Source organism: Candidatus Aciduliprofundum sp. HYA1 (assembly GCF_056175085.1).
On sequence record NZ_CM149694.1, the window covers coordinates 357,678 to 382,795 of the forward strand.

Consider the following 25,118-nt stretch of genomic DNA (forward strand, 5'->3'; position numbering starts at 1 on the left):
ATCACATCATCCCATCTACCAAATCGTTTATGGCCCTTTCGGGGTCCTTGGCCTTAACTATGCCGGATGCAACCAGAACCCCCTTTGCTCCAAGCTCTATGGCCTTTTTCACATCGTTTCCGTTCTTTATGCCCGCACCCACAAGCACGGGTATATCGCGAACAGATTTTACAGCCTCTATTGTCTCAACTATTGCCTCTGGCCTGGCTGTGGACACAGATACATCTCCACCGATCAATTCCGGGGGCTCCATGGCCACAAAATCAGGATTTAAGAATGCAATTGCTCCAGAAACTCGGGCATTGTTTGTGCATACAACAGAAACCATATCCAGTTCCCTTGCCCTGTGGATCAGATAATCTATATCCGCAATGGTGAGCCTTCGCTCGGAATGGTTGATCAGCAGACCATCAGCACCACTTTCCCTGGCAATTTCCATATTTATCCTGCCAGTGTGGGCTCCATAAGCCACGGGATCAACGTGCTGGAGCATAACGGGTATGCTCACCTCCTCCCGAATCCTTGGGAGATCAAGAGGATTCACGGCGATGGCAATACTCGCACCCCTCTCCTCAGCAACCCTATTAAGGATCCTTGCGAGATTCAGGGCCCTTTCTCCAGAGCCAGATTGATACAATTTGAAATTCACAATTATCAAGGGCAGTTTCCACATACTTGGCTGTAAGGATGCCTTTTAAATAAATTTTTCTGGAACTCCGGAGGTTTTTGTTTTGTATTTGCAGAATTAAGAAGAGAAGAGCCGGAATACATGCAGGAAAAGCCTCTATGGATAGTCACTACCCATTTGAATTATATAAAAATCTTTTGGATCGTGCTCTGTCTCATAAATTAAGTAGAAGACATGAAAGAGTATTTCGTAGAAAAAAGTGCATCACCCTCAAACCTTGAAAAACGCCCCGGTGTACCATACCCATTAATAGTCTCCCGAATACTTCTTCGGGAGTAATAAATCGCCTACTTCTTCCAGAACATTCTTTATCTTGCCCAGCGTCTTACTGTCCATGTGCACCACTCTGCCATACTCATCTCTCTTACCTTTGTATTTTTTGAGTATCTCAAGATCAAATGTCGCTTCATAATACACACGATCTCTCAATCCATACCTCTCCATCCGCCACGAAACACCTTCTGGAAATTTGCCTTCAATCTATCAAACCCTCTCATTCCAGAGAGCTTCGCTGTGGCCTTTGCAAAATTTCACAAAATATTCAACTCTATGGAGATATATTGAATTTCTTATACTTCCTCAAGTAATTTTAAAAATTCTTCTTTTGTAACTCCTGCCTCTCTGATGATCTTCAATAACAAACCCCTGCCTATCTTCTCTCCTCGGTGTACAGGAACAACGAGCACTTTTCCCTCTTTATTCTTCAATATTACATGCGATCCCTTTTGCCTTTTCACTTCAAACCCTAATTTACACAATACTTTGATTACTCTCTCTGCATCCACTAACTGCAATTTTGGGCTCATGCGTGTACCCTCTGTATCCCCACAAATTCATTTTTTACTTCTATATCTCCCACTTCTTCCAAATATAACTCAATTGCCTCTTTTATCCGATTCAACAACTCATCTATGCTCTTTGCCTGCGTGAAACACCCGGGCAATTCCACTACTTCCCCCACATAATATCCATCTTCGTCTCTCTCTATTATTATTGTGTACTCCCTCATCTCCATATTTATCTCATGTTTCTCGTTTTACTTAATGCTTTCCCTTTTATTCCACCCCGCCGCAAAACCCCTTCTGGAAATTTTCCTTCAATCTATCAAATACTTTAAACCTCTTTTTCATCCCCCATCATCCCTTCTCCCCCACCATTATTTATGTAACATAGTACTCAGAAAAGAAAAGTTTATATACTTCCTTGTTATATATGACAATTGTCAGACATATGTCTGATAAGTGATGGAAATGAGCGAGAAAGATCTGGAGGAGATAATAGAAGAACTGGACGCCATGATCGCGGAGCTTGAGGAGATAATGGGGGATGAGGTGCTGCTGGAAGCTCAGAACATGGCCATGGCGCCTGCATAATCACACTGACCCACCTTCACCCTTTTTTATTTTTTGATTTCCTTCAATATTTCCCGGGGATCCTTGTCTGTGAGATACGAGATTTCATCCTCGCTCAGATGCAGAATGCTCGTGTAAAGCCTTCTGATTTCCTCATCCATATCGTACAGGACGGAAAAATCCTGGATAACATTATCAAGAATCTCGTTTTTGGAGGTGTGGTATATCCTTCCCAGTTTCATGCCCAGGCTATCGCGAATACCTCGAACCTTCTTGCTCCTTGACATTTGAGATAGCCAGGAAGGAAACTGGTACCTGCGGGCATGGTGCTTGTACTTCTCCTCCTTGCCCACGCTAACGGCTGCAATCATATCCATTGCGTAGGCCCACAGGGCGTACTGCTGCCTTCTTTTGACCCTACCGAGGTAAATATCCGCCCTGGAAAGGTATTCGTAGGCCCTCACAAGATCCTCGAGCTTTGTGTACTCAAGAGGCATGTTCTCCTCAATCCAGAAGAGAACGTAATCGGGAGTTTCGTCAAGATTCATGAGGGCATTCTTGGCCTCCCAGAAATACTCCGTGTGAAGCACTACCAGGGTTGATTTATAGATTTCGTTCTTGACATCCCTGTATCCCACTGCCCCAAGATCATCCTCCGTCAGAATCTTCTTTCCCTGGGCAACCGCCTGGAGATCGTTTATGGCCGCGCGCAGGTCTCCTCCCGACCTTCCCGCAATGTAGGCGAGGGCAGCGTCCTGGCATTTTATACCCTCGGCCATGCATATCCTCTTCAGAACCTTCATTATCTGGGCCCGGGTTAGGGCCTTGAACCTGATAACGTAGGCCAGGGATTTGAGCGCTTTACCCCAGGTTCCGCTGAAGAGGGAGTAATAATCGTTGCCAATGAGGATTATGGGCTGCCTTGTGTTCTTTATTGTCTCAACTATTGCCTTCTTACCACCACGATCTCCATCCTTAACCCCCTCATACAGATTATCCGCCTCGTCAAATATGATGAGCTTTCTGCCCCCTTTTTTTGTGGATATGAACTCTCCATCATCGGTGAATGTCTCGTAAACCGCCCCGCGAAGGGCTATCTCCTTTATCTTCTGCTCATTGCGTATATCAGAAGCGTTGAGTTCTATTACTCCCCAATCCATCTCCTCGGCGAGAACCTTCGCAACCGTGGTCTTACCACATCCTGGCTTTCCAACCAGAACGAGGGCCTTGTACCTGGGCCTGCCCCTCTCCCAGTCCTGGGCCCATTTCAAAATTTCATTTATTGCCTTGTTGTTTCCCACAATGTCCCGAAAACGTCGGGGTCTGTACTTCTCAACCCAGGGAATGTCCATGGAATTAGCATGCGCAAATTCCTATTTAATACTTACAAAAAAAGAAAGAGGGTTTAAAGAATTCACTCTTCAGGAGACGGAAACTCCAGGTCCTCCTCACCCTTCAAAATTGCTTCAACTTCCCTCTCAATATCTCTTTCCAAACCATACTCTTCCCTTTTCTTGTGAGGTACCATTTCCATTACCTCCTCAGTGCATATATGAGAATATGAAAATATAAATCTTGCGGTACAATTATGTCCAGAAATAATCACAATTCTTACAAACACTTAAATAAGAGTAAAACCATGCTTTTGCCGTATGGACTTCTTCACCCTGGGCATAATACTGATAGTGTTCGGCTCCATGCTCGTTCTGGCAGAGCTGGCAATACCCGGGTTTTTCATCGCCGTACCTGGCACGGTGCTTGTTATCCTTGGGCTCGTGTACCTCTTCCTGGGAAACATCGGTGTTGTGCCAGCCGTGGTTATAACCCTTGCAACGGCCGTTGTTGCAACTCTCGGGGTTATGCTGTTTTACAGGGTTCTTGCAAAACCGCAACTTCCCACAACGAGTACCATCGACCAGATGGTTGGTAAGAGGGGAATAGTCATAGCAAAGATTGAGCCCAACAGCCTGAAGGGAAAGGTTAGGATAGACAGCGATGTGTGGAGCGCCACGGCAGACAGGGAAATTGATGTGGGAAAGAAGGTTGAGGTCATTAAGGGTGAGGGGGTTCATCTGGTGGTGAGAGAGATAAAATGAGGTGAAAAATATGGATGGTGTATTGATAGGAGTGGCCATATTCATTGCCATAATAATAATCTACCTGCTAACCTCAGCAATAAGGATAATAAGGCCCTATGAGAGAACCATATACATATTCCTTGGCAGGTTCAGGGGAGTGCTCAACCCGGGCCTGAATTTTGTCTGGCCATTTTCGCAGGTAATAAGGATGGATATGAGAACCCAGACATGGGACGTGCCCAAGCAGGAGGTCATAACGAGGGATAACTCGCCCACAGCGGTGGATGCGGTCATTTACATCCGCGTGGTGGATGCAAAGAAGGCATTCTTCGAGGTGCAGGATTACAAACTCGCCACTATAAACCTTGCAAGAACCACCCTGAGAAGCGTCATAGGTAACATGAACCTTGATGAGATTCTCTACAACAGAGAGCACATAAACACCCACCTGCGGGATATACTCGACGAAGCCACAGATAAGTGGGGAGTTAAGGTTGAGGCAGTGGAAATAAAGGAGGTTGATCCGGCAGCCCGTGTGAAGCAGGCCATGGAGGCCCAGACAGCCGCAGAGAGGGAAAGAAGGGCGGCAATACTCAAGGCGGACGGTATAAAGCGCAGCCAGATTCTCGAGGCTGAGGGTAAGAAGAGGGCGAGAATCTTGGAGGCAGAGGGTAAGAGGCAGGCACAGATTCTGGAGGCCCAGGGTCTCAGGCTCGCAACCATACTCCAGGCGCAGGGCGAGGCCCAGAGGTACCGCATAATATCGCTCGGTTCTGCAGCACTCACATCCAAGGCCCTGAGCGTGATCTCTCTTGATACCCTGACAAAGGTGGCAAACGGCCAGGCTACAAAGATAATATTCCCGTTCGAAATATCAAAACTCATAGAGAGCACTGCAAGGTACCTGGCTGGAGAGCAGAAGGAGGAGCAGATCTCACCCCTATCCTACAGGGACATTGAGAGGATTGTGGGCAGTGCGAAGGACATACTTGGACCCATACCCTCCTACGAGGAAATAGCCAGCGATCTGAAAAAGCAGAAGGAGAAGGAAGAGGAGGAGAAAAAACTGGATCTAAGCGAGGACGATGAGAAAAGGCTCTTCCAGCAGGATGAGGAGTGATTTGAAATCTTTTTATACCTTTTTCACATCACTTTTTATATAAGACTCTGGCTGGTGTGAAAAAATGGCAGTAAAAATCTCCGCAGAATCGCTTAGGAAGGGCAAGGAGGTTGATATAACCTCACATGGAAACGCACCACGGAATTTTAGAATTTCAATAAGGTACAACGAGACCTTTCAGAGGTTTGAGGTGTTCAGACACTATTTCAGGACTAAAAAGAACGAGGTTGAATATCACAGCAAGAATCTAAAAGACATCGTGGATTATATAAAATCAATGTACGGCGTGGAGTTTGAAGTTGATTAAAACCAGGAGTCCAGGGTTTTTACGCCTTTCAAATCTATTTTTACCTCCTCGTTTATGCGCACCCGCTCTATGTACTCCTCCAAGGTTTCCTCATCTGCAAGGCGAGCACGCTTGATTTCGTACTCGCACTCTGCACAGTAAAGAGCAAATGGATCGTGAAGTTTCTTGCCACAAATAAGACACCTGTTCTCCATCTGAGGAAGATATGGTGCCAATAAATAAAGATTTTTGGGTATTTAAACTACCCAGCATCCACCAGGCTTATGCGCCTGAAAACCCGTATTTTTCGCAATTTGGGTGCGCTTCTGTAGTGAACCTTCAACTCTCCGCTCCTTCCCTGAATCGTCACGTTGCCTATGCTCTCCTCATGTATGCCCGCATTGCTCACTATCTTCACCAGTTCCCACTCACTCAGCTCGTCTTTCAGTTCAAATTTGAATTTGACCATTCCAAATATGTCGCTCTTTTCCCTGTAATCTGTGCGCTCCTTTATCTTGCCCGCCTGCCTTATCTCGATCCTTGGTATTTTCTTGCCTATGAAATCCTCTATTCTGCGGAAATACTCCATCTCTTCCCTGCTCACGAAGGTTATGGCCTTACCTCTGGCATCCAGCCTTCCCGTGCGGCCTATACGATGCACGTAATCCTTTGGGTACTGGGGCACATCGTAGTTCACAACATGGGTTATACCATGCACATCAATGCCCCTGGCAGCCACATCGGTGGAGATCAGTATATTTATCTTCCCCTGCTTGAAGGCGTCCATTGTCCTGCTACGCGATGCCTGGCGCATATCCCCATGCAGTGCAAAGGCCCTGAAACCGTACTTCTGCAGAATCTCAGCCACGCTCTTCGTCTTTCTCTTGGTGTTACAGAAAACCAGATACTTTCCACCCTCGTTGATTATGAGTGAGGATAGTTTGGCTATCTTGTTTATCTCCCCCACCTCAACGTAGTACTGGGATACGTTCTCCGTTGTTATCTCATCGGCCGATAAGATTATCTTCTCGGGACTGCTCATATAATGTCTGGCAAGGTTTATGATCTCCTGGGGCATGGTCGCTGAGAAGAGCATCATCTGCTTCTCCCTGGGGACCTTGCTCAAAATCCAGCGAATGTCCTCTATGAATCCCATATCAAGCATTCTGTCAGCCTCGTCGAGCACAAAAATCTTTATCCTGCTAAGATCAAGATATCCCCTGCGCATTAGGTCCATTACCCTTCCGGGGGTACCTATGACCACGGAGGCATGCTTGAGGCCCCTTATCTGATTTTCCATGCTCACTCCACCATAAATGACAACCGTGCTCTTTCCGTGACCCTTGGCCAGAATCCTTGCCACCCTATCAACCTGCTGGGCAAGTTCCCTTGTGGGCACGAGCACTATTGCTTCCAATCCCTTGTTCAACTTCTCAAACATGGGTATGAGAAAGGCCAGGGTCTTTCCCGAGCCCGTCTTGGACTGCACTATCAAATCCCTTCCATCAATTGCAGGGCCTATGACGCGTTCCTGCACCTCTGTTGGCTCCTTAAAACCATTAAGTTCAAGGACCCTCTTTGTTCCAATGGAAATATCCATCTCGTCAAATTTCATACTTATCATCTCCTTTTAGCACTGGACAGCTGAAAAAACATTGTGTGCTTTTCACCTGCCCCATTCCTTTCAGATGGGTACCCATATGGGTTCTGGTATTTAAAAGGTTGGAATTTTAGGGCACCAGAACCGCCGCAGCCACCACGGTGGTCCACTCACCGGGCTTCTCAACCACCGCTGTGGCCGTTGTGTTTGAGGTGAGCAAAATCTTGTCGTTGAGTTTCCAGACCTCGTTTACCTCATCCCACTCCAAGTGGCTCTGCAATCCAAGAGTGGAGGCGAGCATCTCAGCGGCAAGGTCCTCGGCGTAATCTCCCGCGGTCTTGGCCGTTTCTCCAAAACTGTGGTGCTCACTCAAATATCCATAGCGACTCCTGTCCTTTGGAACAGCAAGGCCCACCGAGGCTGAGATCATACGATTTAACTCGTTGCTTGAATTTTTTGCCATAACAACGAAAACAATCTGCCCGGGCTTCAGGAGTTTCACACCCTCTTCCCTGGAAATTATCTCCGCGTTAGGAGGGAAAATTGAGCTCACTTCCACGAGATTGAACTGGGCTATCCCGGCATCCCTAAGCGCGCGCTCAAAGGATCCGAGTTTGCTCTTGTGCCTGCCCACACCCCTTGTGAAGAATACCTTTGTTGGTACGAATCCGATCATCTTCCCCGCCTCGTTGCCATGGCCGTCACGAGAGATTCATCGTCCACATAAACCTCTTCCCTCAACTCCACGGATCCGCGCACAAGGGGTTTAACCTCATCAATGGCCTCCACCCTTATGAGAGTGGAACGGTAGAAATCTGCATCAATGCTCCTGTTTCCCGTGAGTTCTGCTATACGCCTGTAAATTATGTAATCCTCGGCGGCCAGCTCCAGATTCCCACGCATGGGGTACACGTTGAAATCCCTCAGCATATCTGTCAGGACGAAATTCATGCTTAACAGCCTTCTCTCTATCTCGTGCCACTTTTTCAGGGAGGCTTCAAGATGTGTGAGTCCAAAATAGCCCGCGGAGCCCTTACCTTTCAGTCCGGAGGCTGCCCTGGATAGGAAGAGAGTTATGCCCTCAATGGTCTCCACGGGATCGGTGATGAAGACATCAAATTTTCCACGGAGATCCTCATCTATGTCGTTGCGAACATCAAACTTTCTCGCCTCAACGGGAAATTCATACTCTCTTGCATTCTCGTTTATGAAATCTATGAGCCTATCATCTATCTCCAAAACCACGATTCTTCTCGGCAGGCCGGTAAGGGCCATACCGAGGCTTATGAGATCATCATCGCCCACAACGAGAATGTCCGCATTCTCAAGATCTCCGCGCTCGTAAATGAACGCTATGCGGCGCATCACATCCTCTTCCTTTATGTATCCCTGATCGTAATCGGCCGTTGGTCTGGGCCTCCTGGATGCTATTTTCTTGTATTCATCCAGAACTCCAAAGGGATCATCAATTATTCCCCGGCCCTCACATCCCGGGCATCGGGTCTCATAATCCTTGAGATTCAAACCTTCACGCTCTTCAACGCCCCGGGGAGTAAGATGAAGCATACCATCTCTACTCTCAACTAATCCCTCATCCATAAGGGTCTTCAGCGTCTCCACGAATTCGTTCAGATCCGCATCCACGAGTTTAATTAACTCCCACGGGCTCCTTTCCCTTCTTAGGTACCTCAATATTTGATTCTTCGTTCTCAAATTCCACACCTCTCTCCATACGCACAAGGTCAACACGGCTAGGGTTGAGCTTCTCCTTTATGTACTCATAGGCCAGATCCGCCTGCCGGGGGTCGCCGCAGGTGTAAATGTCCAGAGTTACGAGGCCGTACTCGGGCCAAGTGTGAAAACTCAGATGGGATTCCGCTATCAAAACAATCCCGCTGGCACCCTCGGGGCGAAATTGATAATAATCAGAAGAAATCTTACTCAACTTTGCAAATTTAACTGCACCTTCAAAAATCTCCTTCATCCTTTCAACCCTAGCCAGGAGCGCTGGATCCACACCATACATGTCCGCTATGATGTGAATCCCGACAGCCATCTTCATCACCTTCCATCTTTTTTCACCTCCATGGAGTGTAAGCGATGGTGCTTAATAGCATTTCCTATTTGAAGGTTACGCCAAGAAGGGGCACCTACGGTTCCCCTCTCTACACCCCTCCCTAAGAAGGATGTACACGAGGAATAAATTTTATATAACTCACCACCCCATGTGAGGTAAAGCCATTTTTAAAGGGCTTGGTGGCCATTTCTGGTTGCAGGAGGTTATAGGAACCCGCTGGTGGTTCCTATGGTTCGTGAAGGTTGTAAAACGCTCTCTGCACCACTTCATTCATCGCCGGATGGATGTGCATCGCCCGATACATGGCTCCCGCCTGTTCGCGAGTGTACATCAAATTAATGATTTCCTGAATCAGTATCGAGGCCTGGGGTCCAACGATGGTGGCACCCAAAATCTGATAGGTATCGCGATCCACAATCACCTTCACAAAGTAATCCTTCAGGCGCATGGCCTCGCCCATCGCCGTGTTCTCGTACTTGTACTCTCCTATCAGAATATCGTGCTTCTTCCTCGCCTCCTCTTCTTTCATCCCCACGCCAGCAACCTGGGGATGCGTGAAGATCGCGTGCGGGACAGCATGGTAATCAACCTTCACATTCGCGTTGCGGAATGCGTTGTAATACACGATTTCACTCTCATAATTTGCAACATGCTTGAAGAGATGCTTACCGTTTGCATCTCCGCAGGCCCAGATGTTGTCTCCAGCTTTGAGATGCTCATCCGTCACAATCCATCCCTTTTCAGTTTTCACGCCCGTCTTCTCAAATCTCGTCTCCTTCCAGGGCGCACGGCCCGTGGCAACCATTATCTCCTCCGCCTTAATTTCTATGGTTTCACCATCTTTATTTTCCGCAACCACAATTTTTTTACCCATGCCCCTGCGAACCTCCTTCGCCTTATAGCCCAGGTGGAAGTTCATCATGGAAGATAATTCCCTGCGCACCAAGGCCCGAGCTTCAGGTTCCTCGGTCATTATTATATCTGGTAGCATCTCTATGACGTGCACCTCCGTGCCGAACCGTGCCATGAAATGCCCCAGTTCTAGAGCGACATAACCTCCGCCTATAATTGCGATGCTCTTCGGCAATTTTTTAAGGGAGTAGAAGAACTCCCGGTTCGTTATATATCCTGTTTCCTTCAATCCATCTATGGGCGGAATGAAGGGCTTTGATCCATTGCAGAGGAGCAGCATATCCCCGTATATCTCTTTGCCTCCAACATCAATCTCGTGATCCCCCACGAAAACTCCGGTGGTTTCATAGTAATCCAGGCGGGGATGACTGCGCAAACTTTGAGCGATCATCTTGCTCTCCCTATCCACCTCATCCTGCACGCGGCGCAGCAGAGAATCACCATCCATGCTGCGAATCCTTGCATCTATGAAGAATTCCTTCGCGCGATTTATATCCGCCACGAGCTCAGCGGGATAGGCGAGCATCTTGCTTGGAATGCAGCCCCTGGTGAGACATATGCCCCCAGCTTTATCATTCTCTATCACAGCCACTTTTAATCTTGGATTGTTTAGCAGCGCGGAAACGATGTTCATCGCGCTTCCCGTGCCAAATGCCACGATGTCGTACTCTTTCATATTTGGGAAAAAATAATGGTGGGTATTTAATTTTACTGCACGAAAATGTGTAATGAAATCACATACGCAAAAATATATATTTGCGAAAAACAATATCCTCCATATGCCAGCAAGTAGGATAAAGGTCATTTCGGACATTGGGGACCTGGTCTCGGTTTTTCACGCTTGTGATTCTGAGGTAAAGAAGCAGGTGTTTATGGAGATCACAAAGAAATGGTGCACCTTGGAGGAGATCGAGGAAAAATACGGAGAAGAGGGCGTTGAGGCCCTTAAGTATCTTGAAAAAATCAAACTGGTGGAGACCCAGTGGGTCACGGGCACCGAGGGTGTGAAAAAGGCGTACCACACCTATTACGATTTATTTCAGATAAACCTCTCGCTCCCTATTCTCGAAGCCGCCGAGGTCATATGGGTAGTCACCATGGGAGATGATGAGTTCAAAAAATGGGAAAAGAAAATCATAGAAACAATAGGTCCTGAAAAGAGCATGTTCCTGGGGGATCTCGTTGAAAAGCTGGGAATAAGCCAGATAATGCTTCGTGGACTCATAAGGAGGAGCACCAAGATAGACATTAGGGGTATGCGTGTGGAGGTTCTGTGATGATCTTTGAATACTTCCACGGGTGGGACGAGGAGAAACTCGGACTTGTGGGAGGCATATTCTTCGTGCTTCTGGGACTGTTCGCATACCTGATTTACATCCTGAAGCCACCAGTTGAAATCATCATTCTGGCAATATTGATTGTCGTGTTCTCAGCGCTAACATCCCTGTTTTTCCAACTGCCAAGGATCAGGGGAATCAGGCCGGGTGTAAGCACATTCGTTGGAGGAATAACCCTCGGACTTTCAATAATATTCTGGGGATATCTTCTATTTCTAATTCCCCCCGAGGGCTGGACAAGGATGGGCGAGATTGCCGGGCTAACGATGGGGCTTCTAATCTCAGCATTTTTCGGGTTTGGATTTCTGATTCTTGCATTGACACCTCCAGAGAGCAAACCACTCGTGCCAGATAAAAAAGGCAAAGCGGTAAAGAGGGGAGTGAAAGAATTTAAGGAAGATGATGATTTTATCGATCGCCTATGATAACGGTGTTGAGAATAGGACACAGGCCCCAGAGAGATAAAAGAATAACCACCCATGTTGCCCTGGTGGCCAGGGCATTTGGCGCAGATGAGATCATAATAACAACCCTGGACAGGAAGGTTGAAGAGACCGTCAGGGACGTTACAGACAGGTTCGGTGGAAATTTCAGAATTCGTTCTGGTGTGCCCATGAAAAGGGTACTGCGCGATTTTGAGGGAATTATCGTGCACCTCACAATGTACGGGATTCCTGTGGATGATGCTGTGAGGAGAATTCCCAAAAAAGGGAATATGCTGATAATCGTGGGTGCAGAGAAGGTCCCCCGGGAAGTTTACGATATTGCGGATTTCAACGTTGCGGTTGGTAACCAGCCCCACAGCGAGGTGGCCGCCCTTGCAATATTTCTTGACAGGTACTTTGAGGGAAGGGAACTGCAGAGAGAGTTCTCCAATGCAAAGGTGAAGATCGTGCCCCAGGAGAGGGGCAAAAAGGCAATTCGCCTGGAATGATATTTTATCTTTTTTGATAGCCAGAAGGAACAATTTAAATATTTGCAAGAGAAAGAATGCATGCCATTAAGAATCACGCTGACCCCACCCATTACTTTTTTCCTTTGAAAAAATTTATTAATTGTGGCTCACTTTTCCATCTGTGGATAGAATAATGTGCGGCTGCGGGAGCATCGATTCCATGCTAAATGGAGGTTTTGAAAGGGGATGCATCACGGAAATATACGGGGAGGCGGGAAGCGGAAAGACCAACATATGTCTCTCAACGGCCATAAACACTGCCCGCCAGGGATACTACGTGATATACATAGACACCGAGGGTGTGTCCATGGAGAGGTTTGAGCAACTGGGTGGAGATGAGGAACTTTCAAAAAAAATTCTTTTTTACAAGGTTTACAAATTCTCCCAGCAGGGAGAGATTATTGAGAGAGCCATAAACCTCGTGGAGAAGAGAAACGATATTGCCCTCCTCATAGTTGATTCCATGACCGAATTTTACAGGGCTGAGCGGGGGGTGGAGGAGGACCTCTCATCCAGGAAGAGAAGCAGTCTCGCATGGCAGTTGAGCATATTGAACAGTGTGGCGAGAAGGAAAAATCTGGCCGTGCTCATAACAAACCAGGTGTATATGGACACCACAACCAGGGAGATAAAACCCATTGGAGGACATACCCTGCACCACAATGCAAAGACAATAATATTTCTGAAAAAGATCGGCAACGGATTCAGAGAGGCCGTGCTCGTAAAGCACCGTTCCCTGCCGGAGGGGCTCGTGGCAAGATTCGTCATAAAGGGTGATGGCCTCTATCCCGTGGATGAAAAGGAATAAATACTCCCTGTGCAATTTCTTGATGGGTAAAAATGGGTGTAAACCTATCGGATATTGTTGTGGCGCACGAGATTTCGCTGAGGGATCTCAAGGGAAGGGTTGTAGCCATAGATGCCTACAATTCCCTATATCAATTTTTAAGCATAATAAGACAGCCCGATGGCACACCACTCCGAGATTCCATGGGCAGGGTGACATCCCACCTATCCGGTTTGCTTTACAGAACTGCCAACTACATGGCTGAGGGAATCAAGCCCGTATATGTTTTTGATGGCAGGCCTCCAGAACTTAAAATGAGAACTCTCCAGGAAAGAATGCACGTAAGAACCCGTGCTCTGCAAGAGTGGGAGGAGGCCCTGGAGAGGGGCGATCTGGAAGAGGCCAGAACAAGGGCACAGCAGGCCTCATTTCTCACCAAGGATATGGTTGATGAGGCAAAAAAATTGCTGGACCATATGGGCGTTCCTTGGGTTCAGGCACCCAGCGAGGGGGAGGCGCAGGCGGCTTTTATGGCCCAGCGGGGTGATGCATACGCCTCCGCATCCCAGGACTTTGACTCACTTCTCTTCGGTACCCCGCGCCTCGTGCGTAACATGGCCACAACGGGAAAGAGAAAGTTGCCCAGAAAAAGGGTTTATGTGGAGGTAAAGCCCGAAATGCTCGTTCTAAACGAGACCCTGAAGAATTTGGAAATTACAAGGGAGCAACTTGTGGATATAGGTATCCTGGTTGGCACCGATTTCAATCCGGGAGTTAAGGGAATAGGTCCAAAAACGGCACTGAAACTCATAAAGAAGTTCGGATCGCTGGAGAGGGTTATGGAGGAGAAGGGCATTGTGATTGAAAATTACGAGGAAATACGCAGGATTTTCCTGGAACCACCCGTAACAAGGGACTACGGATTGGAGTGGAGAGAGATGGATGAGCAGAAATTGATTGAATTCCTGTGTGAGGAGCACGATTTCAGCAGGGAGCGAGTTATGGGAGCGATTGAAAAGATAAAAATGTTCAAAAAGTACAGAGAGCAGAGAAGTCTGGACGCTTGGTTTTAGACCTTTCTCTGCGGAAAAATTTTATAGGTTGGAAGATATTACTGAATTGGTGATGAAAAATGGCAATTGGATTTGTGTTGATAAGCACCGCGCCCGGTAAGGAACACGAAGTTTACAATGAACTCAAGAAAATCCCCGAGATCATAGAGCTTCACCCACTCTTCGGAGAGTTTGATCTCATAGCCAAACTCGAAACAAAGGACTTTAACGAGTTGGGAGAGATTGTGGTAGAAAAAATAAGGATGATAGAGGGAGTCATAGACACAAAGACTCTAACGGGCATAAAGTTCTGAGGTGATTCAATGCCCTTCATTTGGACAGTGATCAGCAATGCTGGAGCTTGGACTATATTCCTAGAGATCATTCTATCCCTCCTTGCTCTGACCTTCCTTGTATTGGGGGCACTGACTGCATACTTCGGAAGCGGGAAGAGCAGGGCTGCAGGCATAACCCTCTTCATAGTGGGCATCATAATACCCATAATAATGTACTTTGTAAAATGGAGATGCCAGGCAGGATACTTCACAAACAACATACTGATTCCAGGGCTCCTCTACATCGGTGGAGCGCTGATAGGCATAATTATAGGATTCCTGGTGTTTCTGGGAATAATAATGAAGACCTAAATTTTTTATATTCTTTTTCCATCTCTTTTTATGGGAGTTTGCGTTCTTCTGGGAAGTAAGAGTGATCTGGAAAAAGCAGAGAAGGCCTTTGGCATTTTTAGAGAATTTCGTGTGGATTTTGATGTGCGCATAGCCTCAGCCCACAGAACACCGGATAGGGTGAAGGAGATCGTGGAGAGCTCAGAACATGATGTCTTCCTCGTCTTTGCAGGCCTCTCCGCAGCCCTGCCGGGTGCCGTGGCCGCACTCACCACAAAGCCGGTCATAGGCGTACCGCTCTCGGGCAGGGTACCCTTTGACTCCCTCCTGAGCATGGTTCAGATGCCAAAGGGTGTGCCCGTTGCTGTGGTGGGTGTAGACAATGTGGTAAACGGAGCGCTCATGTGCATTCAAATCTTGGGTGTGAGGGATGAGGATATGCGCAAAAAAATTGAGGACTACAGGAAAAAGATGAGAGAGAAGGTTGCCAAGGATGATGAGGAGGTTCGTAAATATGTTCAGGGCAGATAAATTCGTGGAGGAGAAGGTGGAAGAGCTCAAAAAAACAATAAAGGGAAGGGCAATAATCGCCTGCTCAGGCGGGGTGGATAGCACCACTGCAGCTGTGCTCACGCATATGGCCATAGGAGATGCCCTTCTGGCCGTATTTGTTGATACGGGGTTCATGCGTGAAAATGAGGCAAAAAACATAGAGGCGCTGTTTTCCAAATTGAATTTCAATTACAGGATAGTTGATGCATCCAGAGAGTTCATAGATGCCCTGCGAGATGTTGAAGATCCTGAGAGGAAAAGAAAAATAATAGGGGCAAAATTCATAGAGGTTTTTGAAAGGGAGGCAAAAAATTTCGGGGCAGAGTATCTCATCCAGGGCACCATTGCACCTGACTGGATTGAAAGTGGTGGAGGGTTGCGGGATACCATAAAATCCCATCACAACGTTGGAGGACTGCCGGAGAGGATGAACCTCAAACTTGTGGAACCTTTACGCGATCTCTACAAGGATGAGGTTCGAGAGATTGCAGAGTACCTGAACCTTGACATTAAAGAGAGACAGCCGTTTCCAGGACCCGGACTTGCAATACGCATAATTGGTCCCGTGGATGAGGAAAAGTTGAAAATCGTGCGAAGGGCAAACGCCATTGTTGAGGAAGAGGTTGAAAGCCACTATCCCTTTGAGATGCGGCCTTGGCAGTACTTTGCCGTTCTTCTTCCCATTCGCTCCGTGGGCGTGCACGGGGATAAGCGTGCCTACGGATACACTGTGGCAGTGCGCATGGTTGATAGCCTTGATGGGATGAGCGCCGCCTATTTCCGCGCTGAGCATAATTTATTGGACAGGATCGCCACAAGAATCACAACGGAGATAAAAGAAGTAAATCGTGTTGTTTACGACATAACAAACAAACCTCCTGCCACTATTGAGTGGGAATAGAGTTGAGAAAATCAACAGCCACATCCACCTTTTCCTTTATCTCTTCCCTGCGCTTTATTTTGATTATGAGGAACATGGGCGTGAGTTTCATCCCCCTTGGGGGCTTTATGCCCTCCACCTGCTTTTCGTGAAATATGCTTATCTTCACCTCAGGTCTGAATGTGGCCAGCATGGTATAACCCCTGTACTCAAATTTGAGGGCATCTTCATAATCCCTGGCCTTGAAGATATGTCTTATCTCTTCACGAATTCTCCTCTTCTGCGTTCCCTTGGAGATTATAAGGTAAACCATCCAAGCAATGAGAAATATGGCAAAGAGGATGATTAGGTATAGATAGAGCAGAGCGTCCATGGGGTTAGAAGGGAGAATTTTTATAAGATTGTTTCCATGCATAGATGCCCACTAGCCATGCACCCTCCGACCCATGAGGAGGGAACCACACGGTGGGCTAAATTTTTATACCACCATTCCCTTATTTCTCCAATGATTCCATACAGCATAGATTTCAACGCACTATCCAGAAAAATAAGGAATATGGGTTTCTCCAAGATCCTATTGCAATTGCCGGAGGGAATGCAGATATACGCGCAGGAAATAGCGGATACGCTTGGTGATTTTGAAGTGTTTATATCCGCGAATCCATGCTACGGAGCATGCGATGTGGAAACATACGAGGGAATGCTCACCGTGCAATTTGGACACAGCAGGATACCTAACATAAATTATCCAGAAAATGTTATTTTTGTTGAATCTTTCTCCAGTGTTTCCTTTGAAAATGTGCTTGATTCCTTTGCCCGAAGCACATCCTGCAAAAAAATAGGATTGGTGGCTTCAATTCAGCATGTAAGGGCAATTGAAACTGCAAAGAAATTCCTTGAAGATCGTGGTTTTATGGTTAAAGTTGGCCGCGGGGATTCCCGCATAACCTATCCAGGACAGGTTTTGGGCTGCAATTTCTCAGCGGCCAGAGAGGTTGGTGATGTGGATTGTTTTGTGTTTCTTGGCACAGGAGAATTCCACGGAATAGGCGTGAAAATTGCAACAGGAAAGGATGTTTACGTCCTTGATCCATACTCGGAAAGGGTGACAGAAATCGACGCTGATAGGTTCATAAGGCAGAGGTATGCAGCCATAGCGAGGGCGAGAGATGCAGAGAACTTCGGAATAATTCTGAGCACAAAGATTGGTCAGAGGAGGTGGAAACTTGCAAAAATGGTTGCTAAAGAGATTGAGAGTTCGGGAAGGAGGGCCTATTTCATAATGACAAACAACATTGTGCCCGAGCAGTTTTACTACAAGGTGGATGCCTATGTGAACACAGCATGCCCAAGAATCACCTACGACGATTTTTCAAGATTCAACAAAGTAATATTGACCCCCATGGAGGCTTTAATGGCCATTGGAAAGAGAAGTATGGAAAACATACCCTTTGACGAGATTGTGGAGGTGGATTGATGAAGGTTGAGGAGCAGGAGGATAGGGTGATATTCAGATTCAATGCATTCAAAAAACTGGTGGTGGATAAAAGGAGGGGTGATATTGAGTACTGGGACGGAAAAATATCAAGGGAGGAGATCCGTGGCTACTGGAAAAATCATCACCCGAAGGGGAGAAAAATCGTGCATTACGTTATGCTCCTCACTCCCACAAGGATACACAAGATAACTCCAGAAACTGAGGATGAGGATGCAGTGGATGAAATTCTAAAATTTTTGGAAGAGCACATACCTCTGGAGGTGGATAAATGAGGGAAGAACTCAAAAAAATTGCCGATTTCTCGTATTTGAAAGCCCTGGGGCCCGGATCTAGGGTAAATATAGAATGGGTTCGCAGGGTTATGAGGGATTTGAACATAGTTGATGAGAGCATTGAAAAATTATATCAATTAAACGCACCCATAAGCAGGGAGGTCTGGTACTACATATTCCTGAGATTTTACGAGGAGAGAAAACTGCACCATTTTCTCAACGTACTAAATGATATTCTGAATTTGGGTAGTTTGTCCATGTTCAAGGAGGACCTCCAGAAATTGGGAGTGTACTACGAGGAGGGTTCCTTCAAAAAGAAAATTTTCAAAATTGTGGTTCTCGTCTCAGGCAGGGGTACAAATCTTCAGGCAATAATAGATGCAGTGAGGAGCGGAGAGTTGCATGTGGATATCGTGGCTGTCATATCCAACAAGAAAAATGCCTACGCACTGAAACGTGCAGAGGAAAATGGAATAGAGGCCATAGCACTTCCACCAAAGAAGGGAGAGAAAAGGGAGAGTTACGATAGAAGACTTGCAGAAATAATTGACAATTTCACACCGGATCTCATCGTTCTGGCAGGATTTCTGAGAATTCTGAGCCCCTGGTTTGTTAGAAAATACAAAAACAGGATAATAAACATACATCCAGCCCTGCTTCCAAGTTTCGGCGGTTTATACGGGGAGAGGGTACACAGGGCAGTCATAGATTACGGATGCAAGGTCTCCGGTTGCACCGTGCATTTTGTGGACGAGGAGGTTGATCATGGCCCCATAATAGTTCAGAAGTGTGTTGAGGTGAAGGACGACGATACTCCTGAATCCTTGGCAGAGAGGGTTCTTGAAAGGGAGCACGAGGCCCTTGTTGAGGCAATAAAATTAATTTCCACAAATTCAATAAAAATTGAGGGAAGGAGAGTGATAAGAACCTAAGATATTTCCTTGAATTTGCGTATATTGTCCTCCACATTTCCTCTAAATATGGCGCTTGCGGCCACGAGTATATCCGCTCCAGCATCTATTATCCTCTTTGCATTGTGCTGCTTTACACCACCGTCCACTGCTATTCTAACTTCAAGACCCTCAGAATCTATGTATTCCCTGGCCTCTCTTATTTTATCAAGAGTGTCCTCTATGAAACTCTGGCCGGAGAAGCCGGGGTGCACGCTCATTATGAGAATGTACTCCACCCGATCCATATAATCCTTCACCCTTTCAAAGGGCGTTTCCGGATTTATGGCAATGCCTGCCTCCGCCCCGTAATTGTGTATTTTACGCAGAACATTCTTTATGGAGATCTTGATCTCCCTGTGAACGGTTATTATATCACTTCCCGCATTTACAAAATCCTTAATGTATTTGTCCGGACGCTCGATCATCAGATGCGCATCAAAGGGCAGTTTTGTACATTTTCTTATGCTCTTTATCACCACAGGCCCAAATGTTATGTTTGGTACAAAATGCCCGTCCATAACATCCAGATGCAGCATATCGGCTCCACCCTTCTCACAGAACTTGATCTCATCGCACAATCTTGAAAAATCTGCTGACAGTATTGAAGGTGATATCCTTACCATGCTTGCCCATAACCCATTCCCCTATATCTTATTTCCCATATTTTCAAGAGATTCCCATGTGCCATCATAATACGTTTTTGATGATTCCACAACTCTACGGGCGGCCAGGTTCCCATATTTCACCGCATCAAGAATGTCGTATCCCCTGTAAAGGGCTGCATAAAATCCTGCCCTAAAGGTATCTCCTGCCCCCGTGGTATCAACAACCCTTGCAGGAGATGTGGGTACATGAACCCATCCATTCTGGGGTGTGTAAAAACTTGCTCCCCGGGAACCTTCAGTTCTAACAATAATCTTTTCTTCCAAAAGAGATGGAGCATACTCCCTCGCCCTCTGATATTCCTGAAGGTTGCAGAAAAACATGTCGGAGAGACGCAACATATTTTCAAAGATTTCTCGTGTGTAAATGTAGTGTATTTCCTGAGATGGGTCAAATGCAATTTTCTTGCCAAGATCCCTGGCCTCTCTTGCAATTTTCATATAAAATTCTGGATTGCCCGTGGAAAAGTGCAGATATTCATATTTTTCAAGGGGTAAATCAATATTCATTTTGTGCAGTTCCTTCCACAATCCCTGATACACGTATGCCATCTGCTCCTGACCGTTGGTTATTATCCAGCATGTTGGGGTGCGATCATCCCTCACAAGATGACCCTCTATATCCTCCTCAAAATCGGGGCCTACAACCGAGAATATCTCCGCAGGTACGTTTAAGGCACGAAGTCCTTTATATGCATTATAGGCGGTGCCACCGATCCTTGCAAAATGGGAATGCACTTCCCTGCTCTCGCCCACATTTCCAAAATCTTCAACACTCAGGAAGATGTCCATGTTCACGTGGCCGAAGTAAAGAAGGAAGGACATAAACTCACTATACCCTTATTTTATTTAACCTCTTTCAAAATTTCCTTGATTCGCTCCCATTCACCCAGCACCCCTATGTAAAATAAATGTGAGCGTGCTTTGGTATCACTTGAACCGAAGTTGGGTACGAAGGGATACTTTTGAGAGAGTATCCTGGCTATTTTCCCCTCGTATGATTTCGGTAAAGAATATGCAATAACCTCCTCCACACGAGAATATTGAAGGAAATAATCAATGTGCCATTTCAGTTTCTTCTCCTTCCTCATGTGTCTCTCAATTCTACTTCTCAAATTTCTCTGGGCGGATCCCACATAAACGTAGTATCCAGGGGAAAAAAGCACGTTGCCCAGTGCCCCCACTTCAATTTCCCTTCTCTCCAAATTATTTATGAGGAGGAGATAAACTCCACTATCCGGTAATTTTTCCATCTCTGATCTCGAGTATTCTGGTGGCATATTCCTTCAACCGCATATCATGGGTTGCTATAATAACCGTTTTACCCTCTTCGTTTAGTTTCTTGAAGAGTTTTATGATCTCCATCCCTGTTTCCGTATCAAGTTCTCCTGTGGGCTCGTCTGCAAGAATTATTGGGGGATCGTTGGCCATGGCAACCGCTATCGCAACGCGCTGTTGCTCTCCACCGCTCATCTCATCTGGATAATGGTTCTCGCGCTCCAACATACCAACCTCTTCCAGAAGTTTCTCCGCTCTCTTTTTCCTCTCCGCCTTGCCCATTCCCTTAAACTGCATTGGAAGCATAACGTTCTCAAGGGCAGTCAATGTGGGCACGAGATTGAAGAATTGAAATACCATTCCCACCTCCTTTCTTCTATACTCTGTTAATTGCTTATCGTTGAAAAGGGCTATGTTTCTGCCCTCCACCAATATCTTACCAGCCGTTGGTCTGTCAATTCCACCAAGAAGATGGAGAAATGTAGTTTTACCTGATCCGCTTGGACCTATCAGAAGGGCAAACTCACCCCTATCAATTTTCAGGCTTACATCCCTTATTGCAATAACCTCAATTTCACCTCTTCTGTAAACCTTTATCAAATGTTCCACTTCAATCATCACATCTCACCTCCCAATCCTCTTATAACCTCGCTGGGCTTCGTTCTGGCAAAAATGTAGGATAGGACATACTGAGAAAGAATATATGCCACAACCAGAATCGCCGTGTAGAGGGCAAATGCCGAACCTATAACAAACACGGGTGGCGTGGTGCCTGAGAGCATGACCAAGGAAGACATAGCATAGGCGAGAATTATGCCAACTGTCACACCAATGGAGAGGGATATGACAATTACCGTTAGCCCCTCTGTCATAAGCATTGCCGCTATCTGGCTGTTTCTTGCACCACGAACCTTGTAAAGGGCAATCTCACCGCGCCTATTCAACAGGGAAGAGTACTGAACTATGAATATTGACGCTGCCCCAAGTATTACAAGATAGATGAGCAGGGTGTTTATGAGGGAGATTTGCTGCTCTTCCATCTCATCCCTTGGTGGCTTAACATTGTAATTGTATCCGCTATCGTTCAACTCACTTTCCAGAGCGCCAAGATTTTTTGCTCTCACAATAACAATATGGGGCATTCCCCTAGGGTTTTTGAGATCAAAAAGAAGATCAGCATCGCCTATGCCTGGAAATGAGTACATTATCGCCTCCACGGGATACGCCTTCAATCCGCTCTTTGAATCTATCTGTATTATGTCACCCACCTGTATATTGTTACTTCTCGCATAGGATGTGGTTACAACAATCCCCATATGATTTAATCTTCCATCTTTCAGAAACAGATTGCCGTTGTATATTGTTTTTATATATTTTTCCATATCCACCCCATAGTCGGGCACACCGAATTCTCCGTATCCCGATATGTTGGTTCTGTAAACGATCACGTAGCTGGCCACATTTTTGCTATTGTTCAATATTTTCCAGGGAATTTTTAGATTATCCACAACAATTTCCAGATCTCCTCCAACATCCGCCTCTCTCTCAATCTCACCAAGCTGATTTGCGCTTTCCATGGCCACCGCAAGGAAAGAGGAAAGAGTAAGAATAAATGCCAGTATGAATGCGAGATATGCCGCCCTCTTGGGGCTTCTCTCTATGCCTCTTTCTGCCAGTTCACCTGAGGTTTTGAATAATTTTGCAATCCATGAGGCAACGAATCTGTAAATCCTTGTGGTGCCCATGGTGAGCAGGCGACTCATCGTCAATGGAAGTACTATGAGAACCACGGGAAAGAAGAAGATTATCGTGCTTAGAAGAATGTAGGCGATGATAACCAGAATGTTAAATCCACCACTTATGTTCACACTCCTTGAAAGCCATATCACAAGGGCGAGATAGACCCAGAAAAGTGCGGAGATTATCAGATCCTTCATACCTCCCGTGTACTCTGTTTTCTTAAACGCCTGGCTGTAATGGGATATCAGGTTTATTATGGGTTCTTTTTTTATCTTCTTCCAGGGAGAGTAAAGGGCTACCAAAAATAAAAGATTGGCTATGATTATTGATGCAATAAGATTCCATACGTTCCAGTCTAGGAAGAAATATGGTATTTTAAAAAACACCACGTTGGATAGAGAGGCAAGGGCTTCCCCCAGGGCATAACCAACTGCACCCCCTATCAGAGAGTACACCACCGCCTCAATGAATATGAACTTGCTCAAACTCCTACCCGTAAAGCCCCTTATTTTCAATATACCAAACTCTCTCCTTCTTTCCAAAAATTCTATCTCTATACCCACCTTGCTCAGATATATACCCATTATGATAACGGGCAGGGAAAAGAATATGGCCTCTAAAAGGTAGGATGGCCCGAAGGTTCCGTAAAAGCTCTCTTGGTTTTCCGTTATAGAAAGGTTATCATCGTAAAGTATGAAATTAATCTCGTTTCCAACGGCCATAATTTTTCTGTATGCTTCATTGTAATCTGCAGAATTCAGCAGATATTTTGGATCAAGTGCCACACCCAAGTATCCATTAATCTCAACGCCCGATCTGTTCAAATATTGCATTTCCTCCTCACTCACAAAAATGCCCCTGCCTACCCCATTACCTGCTTCTTCAAAATTTCCAAGGGGTATCTTTACATTTGCAACGCCCACTATTGTATAGTTCTCCCTCAATATTCCCCCGGGCGTGTAAAACAAAATACTCAGATTTTCACCAAGGCTCAGGTTTAACATCTTAGAATAATAGGCTCCTACAAGCACCTCCTTAGAATTTTTTGGAGTTGTGCCGTTGAGCAGGGTGAGTTTGTATCCCTTCATGTAGAGCACAGGTATCGATGGTGCGGTATAATTTCCCCCATACCTCCCAAAGGCCATTATGGAAAAAACCACACTTCTAACGTGGGTAAGGTTTTCAATCTGATTGTAGGCCCTCATCATATTACTAAAATTACCGCTAACACCCCTTGCGATCGCGTAAGGATTTTTCTCAATCTCATAATAAAATTGCATCTTGGCCATGTTATTCCCAAGAGTGTAGGAGGTGAAAATTATGGCTATGGCCAGAATTATTCCAACCGTAGTGGTTATAAGTCTTCTCTTGGATACGGGAATCATCAATTTCTTGTAGGGTAAATGAATATAAAAAATTTTTGAATTAATAAGATAAAAATCTCTGCGCGTTTTCCTTCATAAGAAGAACAACACGGCTATCCTCCCGCTCATCCTCATATCTATAACCTGTAATATCTGCCATCCTCTTTGCAAATTCCCTTATCTCCTCGTGTCTCGGCATGTTCTCTATGGTGAGCCTCTCCCTGGAGTAGCCCACGAACACGTAGGCCTTTGGCTCAATGAAATCCGGCTCGGCCAGCAAATCAAGTTTGGCATACTCTTCCTCATATCCCATATTCCACCCCTTTACCAGGGTGTGCCTTATGACCTTGCGGGTGTTGAGAGAGGGTAAAAGTTCCAGAGTTCTCCTGAGCCTTTCCCATCCATTTCTTATCAGGGGAACCAGCAATTTCTTGTATATTTCCTCGTTGGGAGCCGCCACGGTCACGTAGAGTTGTGTGGGCAGGGGATCTAAATTTTCAAGTACCTCGGGCATAGTACCGTTGGTAACGAGGAATGTGGTGAATCCCCTCTTGTGGTACTCCTCAATGAGTTCCCCCAATCTCGGGTAAAGGGTGGGTTCCCCTGTAAGGGATATGGCCACATGCCTTGGTTCCATTGCTTCCTTCCACTTCCCAAGATCAACCCTTGGATCCCCCTTGTACCCCGTGAGCAATCTTCTCTGCTGCCTTATGCTCTCCTCAACTATGAACTCTGGCTCGTCCACATCCTTCATATAAACCTCGCTGAATCCCTGAAATCTCCAGCAGAAGAGGCAGTTCTGGGTGCAGTTGTTCACCGCCGGGGTCATCTGAAGGCATCTGTGGGTTCTTATGCCGTAGAAGGTTTGCTTGTAGCACGGCCTGTTGTGAAGCAGGGATTCGCGAAGCCAGTGACATAGTTTAACGGCGCTGTGCTTTCCCACGATGGCGTAGCCCTGCTTGCGTAGAATTCTCTCAATCTCTGGATCCATACGAAACCCTAAGGAAGATATCATATAAAAATACTCCAGGGGCATTTTTATATCGTGA

The 25,118-nt window shown here is 46.2% G+C and carries 34 protein-coding genes; 16 read left to right on the top strand and 18 right to left on the bottom strand.

All coding sequences use genetic code 11. From position 1 onward, the window contains the following. Window position 1 precedes the first annotated feature (1 nt). The 4 genes from tpiA to AC0S1O_RS02030 form a co-directional block, all read right to left on the bottom strand. Window positions 2-673 (bottom strand): triose-phosphate isomerase, encoded by a 672-nt coding sequence (tpiA, locus tag AC0S1O_RS02015; protein WP_475394098.1) that lies wholly within the window; start codon window positions 671-673, stop codon window positions 2-4. A gap of 261 nt (window positions 674-934) precedes the next feature. Continuing rightward, window positions 935-1,132: a hypothetical protein gene (locus tag AC0S1O_RS02020; RefSeq protein WP_475394099.1), complete on the bottom strand. Its 198-nt coding sequence runs from the start codon at window positions 1,130-1,132 to the stop codon at window positions 935-937. A 125-nt stretch (window positions 1,133-1,257) separates the two neighbouring features. Beyond that, window positions 1,258-1,494: a type II toxin-antitoxin system HicA family toxin gene (locus AC0S1O_RS02025; protein WP_475394100.1), complete on the bottom strand. Its 237-nt coding sequence runs from the start codon at window positions 1,492-1,494 to the stop codon at window positions 1,258-1,260. Then, window positions 1,491-1,697: a type II toxin-antitoxin system HicB family antitoxin gene (locus tag AC0S1O_RS02030; protein ID WP_475394502.1), complete on the bottom strand. Its 207-nt coding sequence runs from the start codon at window positions 1,695-1,697 to the stop codon at window positions 1,491-1,493. The genes AC0S1O_RS02025 and AC0S1O_RS02030 overlap by 4 nt, the downstream gene beginning before the upstream one ends. A gap of 241 nt (window positions 1,698-1,938) precedes the next feature. Between AC0S1O_RS02030 and AC0S1O_RS02035 the strand changes: the two genes are divergently transcribed. After that, window positions 1,939-2,061 carry a hypothetical protein gene (locus AC0S1O_RS02035; protein WP_475394101.1) on the top strand — a complete coding sequence of 41 codons (123 nt, stop codon included), beginning with the start codon at window positions 1,939-1,941 and terminating at the stop codon, window positions 2,059-2,061. A 26-nt stretch (window positions 2,062-2,087) separates the two neighbouring features. Here AC0S1O_RS02035 and AC0S1O_RS02040 read toward each other — a convergent pair whose 3' ends face one another. After that, entirely contained in the window at window positions 2,088-3,392 is a 1,305-nt protein-coding gene (locus AC0S1O_RS02040; protein WP_475394102.1) for a replication factor C large subunit, read from the bottom strand. A gap of 300 nt (window positions 3,393-3,692) precedes the next feature. Here AC0S1O_RS02040 and AC0S1O_RS02045 point away from each other — a divergent pair, with 300 nt between their 5' ends. The 3 genes from AC0S1O_RS02045 (at window position 3,693) to AC0S1O_RS02055 (ending at window position 5,545) form a co-directional block, all read left to right on the top strand. Beyond that, window positions 3,693-4,136, top strand: coding sequence for an NfeD family protein (locus AC0S1O_RS02045; protein ID WP_475394103.1), 444 nt, complete (start codon window positions 3,693-3,695; stop codon window positions 4,134-4,136). 10 nt (window positions 4,137-4,146) lie between these two features. Next, the gene (locus AC0S1O_RS02050; RefSeq protein ID WP_475394104.1) at window positions 4,147-5,238 is read left to right on the top strand and encodes an SPFH domain-containing protein; all 1,092 of its coding nucleotides are present in this window, start codon (window positions 4,147-4,149) and stop codon (window positions 5,236-5,238) included. Between the two features lie 64 nt (window positions 5,239-5,302). Then, the gene (locus AC0S1O_RS02055; RefSeq protein ID WP_475394105.1) at window positions 5,303-5,545 is read left to right on the top strand and encodes a hypothetical protein; all 243 of its coding nucleotides are present in this window, start codon (window positions 5,303-5,305) and stop codon (window positions 5,543-5,545) included. Here the strand turns inward: AC0S1O_RS02055 and AC0S1O_RS02060 are convergent. The 6 genes from AC0S1O_RS02060 to AC0S1O_RS02085 all read right to left on the bottom strand — a co-directional run bounded on the left by AC0S1O_RS02060 (window position 5,542) and on the right by AC0S1O_RS02085 (window position 10,789). After that, window positions 5,542-5,739, bottom strand: a complete 198-nt coding sequence (locus AC0S1O_RS02060; RefSeq protein WP_475394106.1) for a hypothetical protein — start codon at window positions 5,737-5,739, stop codon at window positions 5,542-5,544. The genes AC0S1O_RS02055 and AC0S1O_RS02060 overlap by 4 nt on opposite strands. A 47-nt stretch (window positions 5,740-5,786) precedes the next feature. Continuing rightward, complete coding sequence (locus AC0S1O_RS02065; RefSeq protein ID WP_475394107.1) at window positions 5,787-7,148, bottom strand: DEAD/DEAH box helicase; 1,362 nt, start codon at window positions 7,146-7,148, stop codon at window positions 5,787-5,789. Window positions 7,149-7,254: 106 nt separating this feature from the next. Continuing rightward, complete coding sequence (locus AC0S1O_RS02070; protein WP_475394108.1) at window positions 7,255-7,800, bottom strand: pyruvoyl-dependent arginine decarboxylase; 546 nt, start codon at window positions 7,798-7,800, stop codon at window positions 7,255-7,257. Then, window positions 7,797-8,837 (bottom strand): bis-aminopropyl spermidine synthase family protein, encoded by a 1,041-nt coding sequence (locus tag AC0S1O_RS02075; protein ID WP_475394109.1) that lies wholly within the window; start codon window positions 8,835-8,837, stop codon window positions 7,797-7,799. The genes AC0S1O_RS02070 and AC0S1O_RS02075 overlap by 4 nt, the downstream gene beginning before the upstream one ends. Continuing rightward, window positions 8,773-9,186 (bottom strand): adenosylmethionine decarboxylase, encoded by a 414-nt coding sequence (speD, locus tag AC0S1O_RS02080; protein ID WP_475394110.1) that lies wholly within the window; start codon window positions 9,184-9,186, stop codon window positions 8,773-8,775. The genes AC0S1O_RS02075 and speD overlap by 65 nt, the downstream gene beginning before the upstream one ends. Window positions 9,187-9,427: 241 nt before the next feature. Further along, a complete protein-coding gene (locus AC0S1O_RS02085) occupies window positions 9,428-10,789 on the bottom strand; it encodes a dihydrolipoyl dehydrogenase (RefSeq protein WP_475394111.1) in 1,362 nt (453 codons plus the stop codon). Between the two features lie 103 nt (window positions 10,790-10,892). Between AC0S1O_RS02085 and AC0S1O_RS02090 the strand changes: the two genes are divergently transcribed. From AC0S1O_RS02090 to guaA, 9 genes are all read left to right on the top strand, one after another. After that, the gene (locus tag AC0S1O_RS02090; RefSeq protein WP_475394112.1) at window positions 10,893-11,390 is read left to right on the top strand and encodes an ArsR family transcriptional regulator; all 498 of its coding nucleotides are present in this window, start codon (window positions 10,893-10,895) and stop codon (window positions 11,388-11,390) included. Then, window positions 11,390-11,875 carry a hypothetical protein gene (locus AC0S1O_RS02095; protein ID WP_475394113.1) on the top strand — a complete coding sequence of 162 codons (486 nt, stop codon included), beginning with the start codon at window positions 11,390-11,392 and terminating at the stop codon, window positions 11,873-11,875. The genes AC0S1O_RS02090 and AC0S1O_RS02095 overlap by 1 nt, the downstream gene beginning before the upstream one ends. Further along, window positions 11,872-12,384 carry a tRNA (cytidine(56)-2'-O)-methyltransferase gene (locus AC0S1O_RS02100; protein WP_475394114.1) on the top strand — a complete coding sequence of 171 codons (513 nt, stop codon included), beginning with the start codon at window positions 11,872-11,874 and terminating at the stop codon, window positions 12,382-12,384. The genes AC0S1O_RS02095 and AC0S1O_RS02100 overlap by 4 nt, the downstream gene beginning before the upstream one ends. A 142-nt stretch (window positions 12,385-12,526) precedes the next feature. Beyond that, window positions 12,527-13,213 carry a DNA repair and recombination protein RadB gene (radB, locus tag AC0S1O_RS02105; RefSeq protein ID WP_475394115.1) on the top strand — a complete coding sequence of 229 codons (687 nt, stop codon included), beginning with the start codon at window positions 12,527-12,529 and terminating at the stop codon, window positions 13,211-13,213. 32 nt (window positions 13,214-13,245) lie between these two features. Next, on the top strand, window positions 13,246-14,265 hold the full coding sequence (gene fen, locus AC0S1O_RS02110; protein ID WP_475394116.1) for a flap endonuclease-1: 1,020 nt from the start codon (window positions 13,246-13,248) through the stop codon (window positions 14,263-14,265). Between the two features lie 59 nt (window positions 14,266-14,324). Continuing rightward, a complete protein-coding gene (locus AC0S1O_RS02115) occupies window positions 14,325-14,558 on the top strand; it encodes an Lrp/AsnC ligand binding domain-containing protein (RefSeq protein WP_475394117.1) in 234 nt (77 codons plus the stop codon). A gap of 9 nt (window positions 14,559-14,567) precedes the next feature. Further along, on the top strand, window positions 14,568-14,891 hold the full coding sequence (locus tag AC0S1O_RS02120) for a hypothetical protein (RefSeq protein ID WP_475394118.1): 324 nt from the start codon (window positions 14,568-14,570) through the stop codon (window positions 14,889-14,891). A gap of 30 nt (window positions 14,892-14,921) precedes the next feature. Next, window positions 14,922-15,401, top strand: coding sequence for a 5-(carboxyamino)imidazole ribonucleotide mutase (purE, locus tag AC0S1O_RS02125; protein ID WP_475394119.1), 480 nt, complete (start codon window positions 14,922-14,924; stop codon window positions 15,399-15,401). Then, a complete protein-coding gene (guaA, locus tag AC0S1O_RS02130) occupies window positions 15,385-16,323 on the top strand; it encodes a glutamine-hydrolyzing GMP synthase (RefSeq protein ID WP_475394120.1) in 939 nt (312 codons plus the stop codon). The genes purE and guaA overlap by 17 nt, the downstream gene beginning before the upstream one ends. On the opposite strand, the gene AC0S1O_RS02135 is transcribed toward guaA, so the two are convergent. Next, complete coding sequence (locus AC0S1O_RS02135) at window positions 16,307-16,675, bottom strand: hypothetical protein (RefSeq protein ID WP_475394121.1); 369 nt, start codon at window positions 16,673-16,675, stop codon at window positions 16,307-16,309. The genes guaA and AC0S1O_RS02135 overlap by 17 nt on opposite strands. Window positions 16,676-16,807: 132 nt before the next feature. Here AC0S1O_RS02135 and dph2 point away from each other — a divergent pair, with 132 nt between their 5' ends. From dph2 to purN, 3 genes are read left to right on the top strand one after another with little or no spacing between them, the layout of a single operon-like run. Then, window positions 16,808-17,779, top strand: a complete 972-nt coding sequence (gene dph2 / locus AC0S1O_RS02140) for a diphthamide biosynthesis enzyme Dph2 (protein ID WP_475394122.1) — start codon at window positions 16,808-16,810, stop codon at window positions 17,777-17,779. Next, window positions 17,779-18,072 (top strand): hypothetical protein, encoded by a 294-nt coding sequence (locus AC0S1O_RS02145; RefSeq protein ID WP_475394123.1) that lies wholly within the window; start codon window positions 17,779-17,781, stop codon window positions 18,070-18,072. The genes dph2 and AC0S1O_RS02145 overlap by 1 nt, the downstream gene beginning before the upstream one ends. Next, on the top strand, window positions 18,069-19,004 hold the full coding sequence (gene purN, locus AC0S1O_RS02150; protein WP_475394124.1) for a phosphoribosylglycinamide formyltransferase: 936 nt from the start codon (window positions 18,069-18,071) through the stop codon (window positions 19,002-19,004). The genes AC0S1O_RS02145 and purN overlap by 4 nt, the downstream gene beginning before the upstream one ends. Here purN and rpe read toward each other — a convergent pair. Genes rpe through twy1 form a run of 6 tightly spaced genes read right to left on the bottom strand, consistent with a single transcriptional unit; the run spans window position 19,001 to window position 25,060 of the window. Next, window positions 19,001-19,648, bottom strand: a complete 648-nt coding sequence (gene rpe / locus AC0S1O_RS02155) for a ribulose-phosphate 3-epimerase (RefSeq protein ID WP_475394125.1) — start codon at window positions 19,646-19,648, stop codon at window positions 19,001-19,003. The genes purN and rpe overlap by 4 nt on opposite strands. A gap of 21 nt (window positions 19,649-19,669) precedes the next feature. After that, a complete protein-coding gene (locus tag AC0S1O_RS02160) occupies window positions 19,670-20,512 on the bottom strand; it encodes a carbohydrate kinase family protein (RefSeq protein ID WP_475394126.1) in 843 nt (280 codons plus the stop codon). A 20-nt stretch (window positions 20,513-20,532) separates the two neighbouring features. Then, complete coding sequence (locus AC0S1O_RS02165) at window positions 20,533-20,940, bottom strand: GIY-YIG nuclease family protein (protein WP_475394127.1); 408 nt, start codon at window positions 20,938-20,940, stop codon at window positions 20,533-20,535. Next, the gene (locus AC0S1O_RS02170) at window positions 20,921-21,583 is read right to left on the bottom strand and encodes an ABC transporter ATP-binding protein (protein WP_475394128.1); all 663 of its coding nucleotides are present in this window, start codon (window positions 21,581-21,583) and stop codon (window positions 20,921-20,923) included. The genes AC0S1O_RS02165 and AC0S1O_RS02170 overlap by 20 nt, the downstream gene beginning before the upstream one ends. Next, window positions 21,583-24,090: an ABC transporter permease gene (locus AC0S1O_RS02175; protein WP_475394129.1), complete on the bottom strand. Its 2,508-nt coding sequence runs from the start codon at window positions 24,088-24,090 to the stop codon at window positions 21,583-21,585. The genes AC0S1O_RS02170 and AC0S1O_RS02175 overlap by 1 nt, the downstream gene beginning before the upstream one ends. A gap of 40 nt (window positions 24,091-24,130) precedes the next feature. Continuing rightward, a complete protein-coding gene (gene twy1, locus AC0S1O_RS02180; RefSeq protein ID WP_475394130.1) occupies window positions 24,131-25,060 on the bottom strand; it encodes a 4-demethylwyosine synthase TYW1 in 930 nt (309 codons plus the stop codon). Between the last annotated feature and the right edge of the window lie 58 nt (window positions 25,061-25,118).

Coding starts and splice junctions, on each gene's coding strand:
- fen (WP_475394116.1), top strand. CDS start 13,246: ATGGGTGTAAACCTATCGGATATTGTTGTGGCGCACGAGATTTCGCTG.
- AC0S1O_RS02175 (WP_475394129.1), bottom strand. CDS start 24,090: ATGATTCCCGTATCCAAGAGAAGACTTATAACCACTACGGTTGGAATA.
- AC0S1O_RS02060 (WP_475394106.1), bottom strand. CDS start 5,739: ATGGAGAACAGGTGTCTTATTTGTGGCAAGAAACTTCACGATCCATTT.
- AC0S1O_RS02050 (WP_475394104.1), top strand. CDS start 4,147: ATGGATGGTGTATTGATAGGAGTGGCCATATTCATTGCCATAATAATA.
- purN (WP_475394124.1), top strand. CDS start 18,069: ATGAGGGAAGAACTCAAAAAAATTGCCGATTTCTCGTATTTGAAAGCC.
- AC0S1O_RS02040 (WP_475394102.1), bottom strand. CDS start 3,392: ATGGACATTCCCTGGGTTGAGAAGTACAGACCCCGACGTTTTCGGGAC.
- AC0S1O_RS02170 (WP_475394128.1), bottom strand. CDS start 21,583: ATGATTGAAGTGGAACATTTGATAAAGGTTTACAGAAGAGGTGAAATT.
- AC0S1O_RS02135 (WP_475394121.1), bottom strand. CDS start 16,675: ATGGACGCTCTGCTCTATCTATACCTAATCATCCTCTTTGCCATATTT.
- AC0S1O_RS02085 (WP_475394111.1), bottom strand. CDS start 10,789: ATGAAAGAGTACGACATCGTGGCATTTGGCACGGGAAGCGCGATGAAC.
- dph2 (WP_475394122.1), top strand. CDS start 16,808: ATGATTCCATACAGCATAGATTTCAACGCACTATCCAGAAAAATAAGG.
- AC0S1O_RS02065 (WP_475394107.1), bottom strand. CDS start 7,148: ATGATAAGTATGAAATTTGACGAGATGGATATTTCCATTGGAACAAAG.
- AC0S1O_RS02025 (WP_475394100.1), bottom strand. CDS start 1,494: ATGAGCCCAAAATTGCAGTTAGTGGATGCAGAGAGAGTAATCAAAGTA.
- AC0S1O_RS02055 (WP_475394105.1), top strand. CDS start 5,303: ATGGCAGTAAAAATCTCCGCAGAATCGCTTAGGAAGGGCAAGGAGGTT.
- speD (WP_475394110.1), bottom strand. CDS start 9,186: ATGAAGATGGCTGTCGGGATTCACATCATAGCGGACATGTATGGTGTG.
- AC0S1O_RS02115 (WP_475394117.1), top strand. CDS start 14,325: ATGGCAATTGGATTTGTGTTGATAAGCACCGCGCCCGGTAAGGAACAC.
- AC0S1O_RS02020 (WP_475394099.1), bottom strand. CDS start 1,132: ATGGAGAGGTATGGATTGAGAGATCGTGTGTATTATGAAGCGACATTT.
- rpe (WP_475394125.1), bottom strand. CDS start 19,648: ATGGTAAGGATATCACCTTCAATACTGTCAGCAGATTTTTCAAGATTG.
- AC0S1O_RS02120 (WP_475394118.1), top strand. CDS start 14,568: ATGCCCTTCATTTGGACAGTGATCAGCAATGCTGGAGCTTGGACTATA.
- AC0S1O_RS02100 (WP_475394114.1), top strand. CDS start 11,872: ATGATAACGGTGTTGAGAATAGGACACAGGCCCCAGAGAGATAAAAGA.
- twy1 (WP_475394130.1), bottom strand. CDS start 25,060: ATGGATCCAGAGATTGAGAGAATTCTACGCAAGCAGGGCTACGCCATC.
- purE (WP_475394119.1), top strand. CDS start 14,922: ATGGGAGTTTGCGTTCTTCTGGGAAGTAAGAGTGATCTGGAAAAAGCA.
- AC0S1O_RS02035 (WP_475394101.1), top strand. CDS start 1,939: ATGAGCGAGAAAGATCTGGAGGAGATAATAGAAGAACTGGACGCCATG.
- AC0S1O_RS02145 (WP_475394123.1), top strand. CDS start 17,779: ATGAAGGTTGAGGAGCAGGAGGATAGGGTGATATTCAGATTCAATGCA.
- AC0S1O_RS02045 (WP_475394103.1), top strand. CDS start 3,693: ATGGACTTCTTCACCCTGGGCATAATACTGATAGTGTTCGGCTCCATG.
- guaA (WP_475394120.1), top strand. CDS start 15,385: ATGTTCAGGGCAGATAAATTCGTGGAGGAGAAGGTGGAAGAGCTCAAA.
- AC0S1O_RS02165 (WP_475394127.1), bottom strand. CDS start 20,940: ATGGAAAAATTACCGGATAGTGGAGTTTATCTCCTCCTCATAAATAAT.
- AC0S1O_RS02090 (WP_475394112.1), top strand. CDS start 10,893: ATGCCAGCAAGTAGGATAAAGGTCATTTCGGACATTGGGGACCTGGTC.
- AC0S1O_RS02095 (WP_475394113.1), top strand. CDS start 11,390: ATGATCTTTGAATACTTCCACGGGTGGGACGAGGAGAAACTCGGACTT.
- AC0S1O_RS02070 (WP_475394108.1), bottom strand. CDS start 7,800: ATGATCGGATTCGTACCAACAAAGGTATTCTTCACAAGGGGTGTGGGC.
- AC0S1O_RS02030 (WP_475394502.1), bottom strand. CDS start 1,697: ATGAGGGAGTACACAATAATAATAGAGAGAGACGAAGATGGATATTAT.
- AC0S1O_RS02160 (WP_475394126.1), bottom strand. CDS start 20,512: ATGTCCTTCCTTCTTTACTTCGGCCACGTGAACATGGACATCTTCCTG.
- tpiA (WP_475394098.1), bottom strand. CDS start 673: ATGTGGAAACTGCCCTTGATAATTGTGAATTTCAAATTGTATCAATCT.